This is a genomic window from Ekhidna lutea (genome assembly GCF_900188325.1).
Taxonomy (GTDB): domain Bacteria; phylum Bacteroidota; class Bacteroidia; order Cytophagales; family Cyclobacteriaceae; genus Ekhidna; species Ekhidna lutea.
In genome coordinates this window covers 240,649-253,803 of sequence record NZ_FZPD01000002.1, presented here as the reverse complement: position 1 = coordinate 253,803, position 13,155 = coordinate 240,649, and the positions used below count along the sequence as shown (strand labels likewise).

Here is a 13,155-nt window from a genome sequence, read left to right as displayed (position 1 = left end):
TTTACCATTTGCTAAAGCCACCACGGCTAAACCCAAGATGTCAAAGGACTATGTATCCCCTACCCATTTGAAAAGCTCTATTTCCCTTCCTTCAAAAAAGTATGAAATGGCATTTAGCTCTAATAATACTTAACTAGTATTGGGCTCTAATTGCAAATTGATTCAGATTGAAAGTATTCCCTGATAACATTGTATTCAAATACCCTTGGAGGAACTATCAACAACGTGTACTAGATGAACTAGATGAACATCTAGAGGACGATCACTTACATGTAATCGCACCACCAGGCTCAGGGAAAACGGTACTTGGCCTAGAAGTAATGATAAGGCTTGGAAAGCCGACACTAGTCCTCGCTCCTACTATTGCAATCAGGAATCAATGGATTGAAAGGTTTTGTGAGCTGTTCTTACAAGTGGAAAAAAGACCCAAATGGATATCAACTGATATAAAAAATCCCAAACTTGTAACTGTCTCTACTTATCAAGGATTGCATGCTGCATGTACAGATAGTAAGACCATTGAAGATGAATTCGAAGAGCTTGAGGATGAGACAACAGAGGAAGATGAAAACGGCCTGCAGCCAACCAAACTTGATGTTGTAATCAAGTCTCTCAAAGAAGCTAATCTTGGGACTATTGTGGTGGATGAAGCACATCATTTAAAAAACGCTTGGTGGAAAAGCTTAATTCAAATTAAGGACAGTCTTAATCCAATAATTGTCGGCCTTACGGCCACACCCCCCTATGACGTCTCATATACTGAATGGTCAAGATATATAGAATTGAACGGACCAGTTGACACTGAAATCTCAGTTCCTGAACTGATCAAAGAAGGAGATTTATGTCCACATCAAGATTACATTCTGGTTTCTGAACCGACTGAATCAGAGCTTGAAAAGATCAAGATGTACCGGAAGTCAACAGAAGACATTTTTGAGCGTCTTTCACAAGATGATTTTATAGTCAGTATCCTAAATTCATCAGAACTAATCAAATCTCCAGTGACTCAATTGGAATGGATTTATTCCAATATGGAGTACTATTCAGCAATACTTATCTATCTCAATCACAATGATGTTGCAATAGAAGATCGGCACGTTAAAATAACCGGAAATAAGCCATCAAAACTTCCAAAACTGACCAAAGAATGGCTTGAATTACTTCTTGAGTTTTATCTGAAAAAGCTTGATTCTGAAGATGAAGAAGTCATTAAGCATCAAAAGGAAACCTCTCTCATCCTCCGAAAAGCCGGAGTAATGGAAAGAGGAAGAATAAATTTTACTGATGATTCCAAAATTGAAAGGTTTTTAACATCCAGTCTAGGTAAACTGGAAAGCATAAATAGAATTACAGAATTCGAATCAAATCATCTCAAAGATGATTTAAGACAAGTTATTCTAGGTGACTTCATTCGTAAAGAGTATTTATCAGATTCTATTGAGATCAATAAGCTTGGAGTGATTCCCATTTTTGAAAGCTTAAGAAGGAAAAAATTTCAAACAATTAAGATTGGAGTTCTTACAGGGTCTTTGATAATCATCCCAAAAACTGCACTTAGCAAATTGACTGAAGTGTCAAGCAAGTATGGAATAGATAAAATACCAACCAAACCTCTGGAATACGATCAAGACTACCTAATTGTAAATGTGACCGATAAAATGAGGCATGATATCGTTCACATTGTTACTCAAACTTTTGAATCTGGAGAAATTACTGTTCTTGTTGGAACAAAATCTTTACTTGGAGAAGGTTGGGATGCACCCTCGATTAACGCACTGATTTTAGCAAGTTTTGTGGGGTCTTTCGTTCTTTCAAATCAGATGAGAGGCAGAGCCATTAGAACGGTAAGATCAAATCATAAAAAGACAGGAAATATCTGGCATTTAGCATGTAGTGATCCTACTAGTTCAGGCGGTGGCAAAGACCTTGAAACACTAAATAGAAGGTTTAAGAGTTTTGTAGGCATTTCTGAAAGAGAAAATAGGACGATTGAAAATGGTCTGAATAGGTTGATGGTTCCAAAGAACTTAGATCAGGTTTCTGCCAATTCATTCAATCAAAGAATGTTTTCATCTGCTGCTGATAGGGAGCTATTGAAAAATCAGTGGCATGAAGCAATAGAAAATGGGAATACGCTAGTCGAGGAGATTAAAATCCCCTTTGAAGAAGAGAAGGACTATAAGGCACTCAAAAATCTCTATTTAAACAAAACCATAAAGTACGTTTTGGTTGAACTAGGTTTGGGCCTTTCGTTCTATGCTCATGAATTCATGGGACAACTCCCACGACTTAGAAACTTATTTAGAACTCAAGAAGGAAGGTGGACCGTCTTGACTTTTTTTGTTTTGGGTGCTTTGGCATTCTTTGGAAGAAAGCTCTACCAAGCATTTAGGCTTTTTGTAAAGTACAGAGATATATCAAAGGATATAGATCATATTGGAAATGCGTTGCTTCGTACACTCATTGATACAAAGCACATTCATAGCGATATATCAGAGTTGAAAGTGGAGTCCACGGTTAACCAATACGGTGAAGTATTTTGCCACTTGGAGGGCGGCACAACATTTGAAAAAGCCGTTTTCATTAAAGCTCTTCAGGAGATAGTCACACCTGTTGATAATCCGCGATACCTTATTATCAGAAAGAGTACTTTTTTAAGCCTAATTAACCAGAAAGATTATCATTCTGTACCAGATGTTCTTGGCAAACACAAATCTCTTGCTAACCAGCTTGCAAGTTATTGGAAAGACTTGGTGGGTAATTGTTCTTTAATATTTACAAGAAATCCTCAAGGTCGGGCCATTTTATTGAAAGCGAGATTCAACTCTCTAGCATCTGAGTTTCATGAAAAAGTTGAGAGAACTAATAGATGGAAATAGATTGATGCCTTTACCCTAGCCACACACATTTGTCATCCGCATTAGTCTAACGCTAAAACCCAAGATGTCAAAAGAGTGTGTCTCCCCTGCCCCATTTGAAAAACTCTTTTTCCCTTCCCTCTAAAAAGTAAGAAAAATGATTTGGCTTCAGGATCCCAAAGCTTACTCAACATAACGCAGGCCATTATATAACAATACTAGTGATTTGCTGTTTGTGAGCCTTAGCGAACAATTAACATAAAATCAGATATGTAATGTGCGGCTGCCTGTGCGACGGTCAGTTACATATCGGTAACGATTTTATGTTGAAAGCAAATCACGGTAATCCTGATCCTGCTCATAAATGTTAAAGCAAATCACGGCCAATGCTACAGCCTATTGATTATATAATTCTATATTATGCTAAGCCGGCATCAAGGCCGGCGAGTATGTTCGTGTAGTGCTCCTAAAGTTTAAATTTTTAGATTGTGCTTCTAGCTAAGGTGTTATATAATTAGACGTTATATTAAATAGCCGCTGCGCCAGCGCACGATTCCATCGCACACCTTTGCCCTGGCCCAGCGCCTATTAATAGTTTTCCCAACGCTCTTTCAGGCTCTGGCCTGATGACCACCCCAAATGCAAGAGAATCTCAGGCAAAGCTTATCATTCAAAATTTGGTTATTCGGGTAATTGTTCGATTCGTTTTCAAATACACGATTCTCAGCGATTAGGATTTTGCCTGTGATACACTTGCTGGCCAACGCTCTAGATAAGACCTTCTTTCTTAGCTCGATCCTTCACTCTTCTCGCAGCGGATGCAAAATCTCTTACAAGCTTTTCACCATCAATAGCAAGAATGACTATATCATGTTCAATGTCAGTCATAGTCATTTGACCGTTTGCCATGGAATGCATAAGTATATTCCTAGAATCCTTCCAGTTCTCTAGTCTCGGAATCAAATCATCAGCTTCCATATTTCCTTTTAAAAAAGCATAGCTACTCATTCTGGATTTGATTTCGCCGATCTTTGGACCCATCATCCTTACACTTCCGGCTCCACCTGTGCTTTCTAATAAAGAAACCAACCTGTCTTCTAGTATTACATATTCAACCCAAGCAGCCTCAAAGTAGTACTCTTCTTTTATAGTGTTTTCCAGTTTACCTATAAATTTTGAATAGATTGTTTCCTTGTTGTTACCCATTTTTATGCTTTTAAGTGATCGCTTAAGCCGCTAGGCTTTTACTTTTTTCATTGATAAAAAAGTAAACAAAAAATCTAGGCAAAATAATCACTCCCAACACACCACCAACCGCACCCCCGGTATTTTGCCATACCAGCCCGCCTGGACGAAGATTGGATTCTACTTAACATAATACTTAATCAAAGATCTTGATGCCATCCTGATAATCAAGCCATTTGAAATCTTTATGACCTTCGCCAAAATCTTGACAATATTTTAGCATATAAATCAAATTTTCTACGTCTTTTCCTTTAAACTGAAACAGACCAACTGTTTCAAGGTCTAAACAATTATCAACTACTTGGGGATATAACGCCACATTTTGTCCTTTGAACTCAGTTGGGACACTCGGATAAGTTATCCCTCCAAGCCCCATCTTTTTACATATATAATTCATATATGCTGCTGTTATTTTGTATTTATACTCTTCTCCATTTTTAACATCAGTTCGAGCAAACTCATTGCTGAAGAATTTACCTTGATCGATAGCGTGTTCCTTAAGAGATGACGTTTCTAGATTAGTAAGTTTATCCTCTAATGACATCTGGACATATTCATTCACTTTAAGGGCTTCATCTGAAAAGATCATTTCAAGGACTTCTATATCCTTGGTCACTCTCCATCTAGATAGAGTGAATTTCTCTTCAACAATATCTTTGTCATTGAGATTTTTAACTAATTCAGAGGTTTCAAAATAAGCAACAACCCTTGGGTGCGGTACATTTTTAGAAATGATTGATCCATAAAATACCGCTTCACCGGGTAGATTAGCTCGACCAAATCCAACATGGTTTTCCAATACTTCCTTATCATGAATATAACTGACATCTTCAATTTTTGTAAAAATCTCCCCTTCCCTGTTAATCCTCACACGGTCAATTATATGTCCTTTTTTGAGTCTAGCTGTTGGTACAAACTTATCTTTTAGATCTACAATACTGGCATAGATCATATCATAGTCTACATATTGTAAGCGATCTCTGACATCTCTTAGATATGCTAAAGAATCGTTCATATTGAATTACTGCAAGAGCCATTCTTTAAGAGATACTAAGAAATCATACTCTTCCTCAGATACGATATAACTATGAAAGTTCTTATTTCTTATCTCACCAAGCTTTACCATCCATTTAGTTTTATCCTCCTTATTTCCCTTGGTATGGTCTGGCATTGTGTATGCTTTATCAAAGCAGTCTTGCCAATTTTTTAGAGCAATCTTTCTGTAGTCGATTAAGTTGAGACAATCCCATGGCTCTACCTCATCTTCAACATTTTCAATTTCTCTGTTTTTTTCATTTGCTAGTGAGCCTGCCCTATCATATACATCCTTAGGTACCCCTTTTTTCCACCAATTCTTATCAAATCTCGATTCCAATCTTTCTCGTGCATCAACTTTGAAGTATTGTTCCAGGTCTCTAATTATTGCAAATGATTTCTCGTTAAATTCTTTTTCCTCCTTTTTTAGATAATCATCAAGTCCTTCAGGCTCAAATTCATTGTATGTATCTTTTATTGCGCTTTGGAGTGTTCTCCAATATTTAGTGTCTCCACTTGAGCCATATCTTTTTCTCAAATCATCAGATTGCTCTTGAGTAAGATCATTATAAAAGTGAATGATTGGATCAATGAAAGGCTTGGACTCTTCAAAAAGAGATGAGACTGAGTCATTTGGTTCGCATATACCCTTTGAATAAATATGATCAACAATATCGCTCAATATCATTATCTGTGCATAAAGTCCTTTGTTGATTGTTGCTATTCCTTCCTCTCCTTTTTCCCACTCTTCCTCAATATAAGAGGACAAATAATTAAGACACTTGATCAAATAGTCTACAAGACGATCATACGCTAGATCGAGATCTCCTTTATAAAATGTGCCCAGTTTCTCAATTTTATTTTTTGTTACATGACCTAAAAAATTGGACCGCTTTAACGCTCGCTTAACATAATCGATCTTTATGCAGCGTGTAGTTGTTTTTTTATTCTCACCTGTCATGATTCGATCAAACAATGGTGAATTTCTATTCTCACCAAGTTCGATTGAAATTCTGGATCTCAAAGCTTCCATCTGCTCAGTGTAACTCTTAGAAGTCCAGAGTAAATCTGCTTCCAAAGTATTTCTTAGATTTTTTGGTACAGCTTTTTGATTCTTGTTTATTTCCATGAACAATTTCACTTGCTCAGTTCTATCTAAATCAACAAAAGCCACTACCGGTATAGAATTAGAAGACTTATATATAGAATTTGCGTATCCATATAACCGATGTTGCCCGTCTATTATATAAGCTGATCTATATCTCTTAGGAATTTTCAAAATTCCTATTGATGCTATTGATGATGATGCCTGAGTATTTGCTTTTACAAAATCAAGCTTCTTATTGTTTGTATCAATGCTTATTATAATTGAATTGGGGAAGTATCCTTTTGAATCACCATCGATAAATTCATGTATAGCCTTAAGTCTTGATTTTTTAATTATTCTTTGATAAGTGGGCATCATATGCCTATTTGCTTTATTCCGATGAAGAACATAACCGATTTTTAGAAGCTTTTCTGGTTCTATTGAAAATGAGTAGTAGGTATGTTTACCCATTTTGCCTCTTATGGCAGGTATTTCGTTATCGAGTTCAGGAATGTCTTGACCTGCGAATAAAGATCCTAGCAATTGATATCGAGCTGCCAGTCCAATTTGCTTGAACATTTCATCATAATATTGAATCGCTTCTTCATCAAAATGTACACCAACATTATGGCCTATACCTCCTATATCACGAATACGCTCAAGATCTTTGTTACCAACTGCATAATTCTCAGTCGCAAAAATGAATTTAAACTTAAGTTTAGACTCAGGAAACAGGGATTGAGCATAAGTCCTTAATCCATTGATTTTTTCTTTCATCGCCTCTAATGGCTCCTTGAAATTTCCCTGAGTGTTTGTTTTAGCTGCTTTGCATTCAATAATTATGATGGACTCATTGTCCTTTGCAAAAACATCAATTTGCTGAGAATTGCCATTTTTGTCATAGGGTAAATGAAAGTTTCTGTCACGATTAAGAAACTGAAATCCAAGTTTAGCCATTACTGACCAAACTTTATCCTCAAACTTAATATCGTGAGGCTTTTCCTTTTTTACCTTAAATTTTGTTTTAAACTCTCTTTCTAATTCCCATCCATCATCGAGGTAATCATCTATATGCTTTTTTGGAATACTTTCATATTCAAACTCCTTGTTACGTTTATTTAACTCTTTTTTTAACTCTCCAGCAGTAACGAGTCTTCCAAAAAGTTCAATTTTTTTATCTTCAGTAATAAGCATTGGTGGATCCTATTTACTTCTGTTTTCGGTAATAAATTCAGTTTCTATATTGGTGAATAAAAATTCATCATATTTTCCTCTGTTTGCCTGCTTCCCTCCAATCAAACTTGCTCGGGATAAAGTTATGGGAGGGTTATGATGAAATATTGTTTGTATATCGTGATGGGCGGCATTAGTCAAGATATAGTATGCTCCTACCTCAATTATTTGTTGAATGAATTTCGACAATCCTCTTTGATCTTCTTCCGAAAATAGGTGCTCATTATATTTAATGAAGCCATTATTATTATGTGTAATGGTATATGGTGGATCTAGAAATACTAAATCTCCTTCCTGGATATTATTTGAAAAATCATAAAAAGGTCCAGCCTCTAAGTTTACACCTTGCAGTTTAATTGATGCCTCTCTTAACAAATCTGCCTGTATGAAATCTTTAGTTCTTCGACCGTATGGAACATTATATATGCCATTAAGATTTACTCTGTAAATCCCGTTAAATGACGTTTGATTTAAATAAATAAACTGAGCAGCTTGTTCTGTTGGATCATCAAATTGAATCGGTCTTATTTGGTAATAGAATTCCTCGCTATTTGTATAAGTATATAGGTAGTTAATGACATCCTCAACATTATCTCTAACCTGTGTGTAGGTATTAATTAGGGCACCATTTAAATCTGATAAGAAAACCTGATTAGTATGATTTAGATGAAAAAAGATTGATCCTCCGCCAAGAAATAATTCATGGTAACTATTAAAATGATTCAAGTCGACGATTGAATCAATATGTTTTACTAGCCAATTTTTGCCGCCAGCCCATCTTAAAAATGGCTTCATTTAATCTGTTCTGAGTTATCTAAATAATAAAAACTACAATTTAAGAACATAAATGAAAAATACAGAACCGTTTTATATATTCCGCACACATTCACCTTTTACTTCCCTCCATCCTATCCTTAAAAGTTGAAAGAGTGCTCGTGACTACCTGAAATTAAGTGACTGCTTGTAAGGACGAAAAAAGACCAAACCCTAAACTATTAATCCCGCCCCTGAAACCGAAGCTATATTAACATAACGCAGGACATTATATAACAAAGCTGTTATTTGTTACTGCTGCGCTGTTTGAAGAATATCTGTCAGCTTAGATTATATAATGATATTATGTTAAGCCGGCATCTAGGCCGGCGAGTATTGACGTGTAGTGCTTCTAAAGTTTAAGTTTTTAGATTGTGCTTCTAGCTGAGGTGTTATATAATTAGACGTTATATTAAGTAGCCGCTCGGGCCAGCGCCTCAACCAGCGCTTAGCCGTGCCCTGATCCCAAGCGCCTAATAATTTTTCTTTTTTGGCCAACCCTCAAAGAGTTTTTCTCCAACCGCACACACAACAGATCCTGACTTCCTGATTGCTGAGAATCGAATATTTGAATGGTCACTGACCATTGGTATAGATTACGTTGAAATATAACGTTACAGAACGTCAGGAACACTTGTGTTTTCCCGACCCACCGTATCGTAGATCGTGTAGCTCACAAATTGATTGATTTGTTTTCGTATGGCGTTCGCTTGATGCCCTCATGCCGGGCAGGCACTTCCTTTTTTCATTGATAAAAAAGGAAGCAAAAAATCTAGCCAAAATAATCACCTATCAGCCGCACAAAGGCCAACCCACGCCCGGGTATTTTGCCAGGCCAACCCGCCTATACGAAGAATGACGTTACTTAACATAATATTGAGCTTTTATCTGCCTTTATTTGTTTCTTTGTAAATGCTTGAAAAGAAATTAGCCGGACGCGATATTAAACCAACAACTATGCGATTGTTGGTATTAAAAAAGTTGGTAGAAACGGGTGCCGCTATTAGTCTCACTGATCTTGAGGCTAAGTTTGAGCGTGCGGATAAAGCCACTCTTTATCGAACGCTTAAAACATTTGAAGATAAGAAACTCATACACAGCATAGATGACGGTACGGGCGCAGTGAAATATGCCCTGTGTGAAGAAGGATGTGAATGCGAACCACAAGACCAGCATATTCATTTTCATTGTGTAAAGTGTGGAGAAACATACTGCCTAACAGGATCTAAAATACCTCAAACACATATCCCATCAGGGTTTAGAGCGGCAAGTGCCAGTATGGTGTACAAGGGCACTTGTGCAAACTGCCCCTAAACTTTGCAAATAGGTTGCATAACCTATTTCATAGTATTGCATTGTAATTAAACATTTAGGCAATACGTCATTGATGAAATATATAATAATCTGCTTACTATCGTTCATTTTGGGTTCATTAGCACAAGCTCAAAATACATTTAAAGCCCATGTCATAGATAAGGAAGAAAACGAGCCCCTATTAGGAGCAACGGTGAAAATCAGTAAAACTATTGGAGCCGTTACAGACTTAAATGGTCATGTCGAGATACCCAATATTGAAACCGATACCATTCAGGTTTCTGTTTCTTTTGTGGGTTATCGCCCATTCAAACAAACATATATTTTCCCTTTGAACGATGTTCAAATTATTGAATTAGTTGAAGGTGAGGAACTTGAAGAAGTCATTGTAACATCTACTCGGAGCAGCAGAACCATTGACGACATCCCAACTCGAATAGAGGCCATAAGCTCAGAGGAATTGGAAGAAAAAGCCATCATGAAATCCTCCAATATTGCTATGGTGTTGCGTGAAAGCACAGGTATTCAGATGCAGCAAACATCGGCTAGTTCAGCCAATCAAAGTATCAGAATACAAGGTTTGGATGGACGGTACACCCAAATTCTGAAAGACGGCTTTCCCCTATTCGGTGGATTTTCTAGTGGGCTAAGTATCATGCAAATACCTCCATTGGACTTGAGACAGGTGGAAGTGATTAAGGGAAGTAACTCTACACTATTTGGAGGGGGTGCGATTGCAGGTTTAATCAATTTGGTTACTTACACGCCTCAAGAAGAAGAAAGAAAGCTTCGATTGATGGTTGATCAAACTCAAGCTTTGGGAACCACGTTCAACGGATTCTATGCCGAGCGATTCAACAAATTTGGACTCACATTCTATGCTTCAGCTAATCGCCAGGAAGCGTACGACCCCAATAATGATGATTTTAGCGATATTCCAAGAATCAGAAGCTTAACTTTGAATCCCTCGATTTTCTATTACCCGGATGAAAAATCAAGTTTACGTTTGACACTCAATAGTACACTTGAAAATCGGTTAGGTGGCGATATGGAAGTGATAAATAATGATGAAAACGGCATCCATCAATTCACTGAGGAAAATGAATCTGATAGATTTTCTTATCAACTAACTTATCAAAATCAAATTGATGAAAATAGGTCGATCAGCATCAAAAATAGTCTTACTTATTTCGAGCGTGAGATTACAGAACCTGATTTCATATTTATGGGCAAGCAATGGTCATCTTTTAGTGAGGTGGCCTATAACTATGGCACCTCTCGATCCAATTGGATTTCAGGATTGAACCTGTACACCGATAAGTTTGATGAGAATCCATTTGATTCGCTAGAACGTGATTATAGCTACACGACTTATGGAGCCTTTACACAAAACACGTTTGATTTTTCTGAAAAATATACACTGGAAACAGGTTTGAGATTTGACTATGATCTGGACTATGGTTTCTTTGCCTTACCACGACTTTCAATTCTTCGGAAAATCAATGATTCTTGGTCAACCCGTATCGGTGGTGGATTAGGTTACAAGCTCCCAACTATCTTTACAGAAGATGCCGAAAACCTGACCTATCAAGGGATTTTGCCTATCAGTACCAGTACAAAAGCCGAACGCTCCGTTGGTGGAAATTTAGACATCAACTACAAGACATTACTTGGTGATGACTGGACATTGTCTATCAATCAACTCTTTTTCTATACTAGACTGAATGATGCAATGGTGTTCCTTGAGAATAATGAGGGTCAATTCTTTTATGAAAATGCGGATGGGCCAATTACTAGCCAAGGCATAGAAACTAATATCAAGCTGGGCTATCGTGATTTCAAGCTATTTGCCAATTATGCTTTAATCAATACTCGATTAAAGTACGATAATCTGAATGAGCAAAAACCGCTTACTCCAAAACATAATATAGGTTCAGTACTGATGTATGAAGTGGAAGACAAATGGCGAATTGGATATGAAGCCTACTATACTGGATCACAATTCAGAAATGATCGAACACAAACCGATGATTATTGGATGATGGGTTTCATGGTCATGCGTAAGATCAATAAACTGAGCCTATATATCAATTTCGAGAACTTCACGGATACCAGGCAGCACAAATTGGAAGATTTCCAAATTGATACGCACTTGAAACCTGATTTTCCGGAACTCTGGGCTCCAACTGATGGACGAATTATCAATGCCGGACTCATTTTAGAACTTTAATAATTATGACTTTTTATCAAATATTTTTACCCATTGCTACCCTACTCTATTTATTGCTGGTTTTTGTTTTAAGATCTGTCATATTATGGAAGCAAACAGGGGTTAATCCTTTTGTTTTTGGCAATACGGGAAAAGCTCACGATTATATCGGTCGTGTGTATAAATTGATGGTGCTTGGCACTTGGGTTTCCATTGGAATCTATTCTTTTTATTTACCTTGGTATTCTTATCTAGTGCCTATTCAATACTTGGAAATTGATTGGCTTAAAACCATAGGATTGATTCTTCTCGTTATTTCATTCCTTTGGACGAGCATTGCACAATATCAAATGTCTAAATCATGGAGGATTGGTATTGACTACAATGAGAAGACCGAATTAATTAGCAATGGGTTGTTCAAATATTCTCGAAATCCAATTTTTCTAGGAGTTCTCATTTCCTATTTAGGAACCTTTCTGATTATTCCGAACATCCTTAGTTTCTCTATTCTACACGTGACATTTGTGACTATTCAGACGCAGGTTCGACTTGAAGAAGAATATCTTGAAAGTGTTCAAGGTCAAGATTATTTGGGTTATAAATTACAGGTTAGAAGATGGATTTAAACTAGGCCTACACAAGAGCCACACACATTTGTCATCCGCTCTAATCTAACGCTAAGACCCAAGATGTCAAAAGAGTGTGTCTACCCTGCCCTAATGAAAAACTCTTTTCTCCCCCCTCTTTAAAGAAAAATGATTAGTCCCTCCCCTCAATCCCTAAGCTACATTAACATAACGCAGGCCATTATATAACAAAGCTGTTATTTATTACTGCTGCGCTGTTTGACGAATATCTGTCAGCTTAGATTATATAATGATATTATGTTAACCTGCTATCGCAGGGAATTTTGACGTGCACGTTTTTGAGTGATGACCTTTTGGGTTCAGAGCTTCTAGCTGAGGTGTTATATAAATCGAAGCTTTGCTGAGATTCACGAGGGCTTTTGAGCGCATGCCAGTGGGTATGAGTAATTAGCCGTTATATTAACCGGGCCGAGGTTTCGGTAGCCGCTCGGCCAGCCTGCCTGTCGGCAGACAGGCGCACGATTCCATCGCACACCTTTGCCCTGGCCCAGCGCCTATTAATAGCTTTCAGCCCACCCGCATTTTCCGCCAGATGGCGGATGACCAGCCCAAATGCAAGAGATCCCGACTTTCTAATGCACGAGATTCGAATATTTGATTAGTTCCTAGCCATTGATTCTGAATACTTTAATATAGAACGTTACGAAACGTCGGGAACACTTGCCAGGCCACCGCTCTGTTTGGCTCACAGCACAAGCCATTTGGCGAACAACA

General features: G+C 37.4%; 8 protein-coding genes. 4 read left to right on the top strand and 4 right to left on the bottom strand.

Annotated elements, in window-relative coordinates; all coding sequences use genetic code 11:
• Positions 1-167: 167 nt before the first annotated feature.
• The gene (locus CHB71_RS04980) at positions 168-2,879 is read left to right on the top strand and encodes a DEAD/DEAH box helicase family protein (protein WP_089355800.1); all 2,712 of its coding nucleotides are present in this window, start codon (positions 168-170) and stop codon (positions 2,877-2,879) included.
• Positions 2,880-3,626: 747 nt separating this feature from the next.
• Here CHB71_RS04980 and CHB71_RS04975 read toward each other — a convergent pair.
• The 4 genes from CHB71_RS04975 to CHB71_RS04960 form a co-directional block, all read right to left on the bottom strand.
• Positions 3,627-4,064 (bottom strand): hypothetical protein, encoded by a 438-nt coding sequence (locus CHB71_RS04975; RefSeq protein WP_089355799.1) that lies wholly within the window; start codon positions 4,062-4,064, stop codon positions 3,627-3,629.
• Positions 4,065-4,239: 175 nt separating this feature from the next.
• A complete protein-coding gene (locus CHB71_RS04970; protein ID WP_089355798.1) occupies positions 4,240-5,118 on the bottom strand; it encodes a hypothetical protein in 879 nt (292 codons plus the stop codon).
• Between the two features lie 6 nt (positions 5,119-5,124).
• On the bottom strand, positions 5,125-7,419 hold the full coding sequence (locus CHB71_RS04965; RefSeq protein ID WP_221406677.1) for a DGQHR domain-containing protein: 2,295 nt from the start codon (positions 7,417-7,419) through the stop codon (positions 5,125-5,127).
• A gap of 9 nt (positions 7,420-7,428) precedes the next feature.
• Positions 7,429-8,253: a DNA adenine methylase gene (locus tag CHB71_RS04960; protein WP_089355797.1), complete on the bottom strand. Its 825-nt coding sequence runs from the start codon at positions 8,251-8,253 to the stop codon at positions 7,429-7,431.
• Between the two features lie 930 nt (positions 8,254-9,183).
• Here CHB71_RS04960 and CHB71_RS04955 point away from each other — a divergent pair.
• From CHB71_RS04955 to CHB71_RS04945, 3 genes are all read left to right on the top strand, one after another.
• Positions 9,184-9,585, top strand: a complete 402-nt coding sequence (locus CHB71_RS04955; RefSeq protein ID WP_089355796.1) for a Fur family transcriptional regulator — start codon at positions 9,184-9,186, stop codon at positions 9,583-9,585.
• A gap of 73 nt (positions 9,586-9,658) precedes the next feature.
• The gene (locus tag CHB71_RS04950) at positions 9,659-11,815 is read left to right on the top strand and encodes a TonB-dependent receptor (RefSeq protein WP_089355795.1); all 2,157 of its coding nucleotides are present in this window, start codon (positions 9,659-9,661) and stop codon (positions 11,813-11,815) included.
• 5 nt (positions 11,816-11,820) lie between these two features.
• Complete coding sequence (locus CHB71_RS04945; RefSeq protein ID WP_089355794.1) at positions 11,821-12,420, top strand: methyltransferase family protein; 600 nt, start codon at positions 11,821-11,823, stop codon at positions 12,418-12,420.
• Positions 12,421-13,155 lie beyond the last annotated feature (735 nt).

Coding starts and splice junctions, on each gene's coding strand:
- CHB71_RS04975 (WP_089355799.1), bottom strand. CDS start 4,064: ATGGGTAACAACAAGGAAACAATCTATTCAAAATTTATAGGTAAACTG.
- CHB71_RS04970 (WP_089355798.1), bottom strand. CDS start 5,118: ATGAACGATTCTTTAGCATATCTAAGAGATGTCAGAGATCGCTTACAA.
- CHB71_RS04965 (WP_221406677.1), bottom strand. CDS start 7,419: ATGCTTATTACTGAAGATAAAAAAATTGAACTTTTTGGAAGACTCGTT.
- CHB71_RS04960 (WP_089355797.1), bottom strand. CDS start 8,253: ATGAAGCCATTTTTAAGATGGGCTGGCGGCAAAAATTGGCTAGTAAAA.
- CHB71_RS04955 (WP_089355796.1), top strand. CDS start 9,184: ATGCTTGAAAAGAAATTAGCCGGACGCGATATTAAACCAACAACTATG.
- CHB71_RS04950 (WP_089355795.1), top strand. CDS start 9,659: ATGAAATATATAATAATCTGCTTACTATCGTTCATTTTGGGTTCATTA.
- CHB71_RS04945 (WP_089355794.1), top strand. CDS start 11,821: ATGACTTTTTATCAAATATTTTTACCCATTGCTACCCTACTCTATTTA.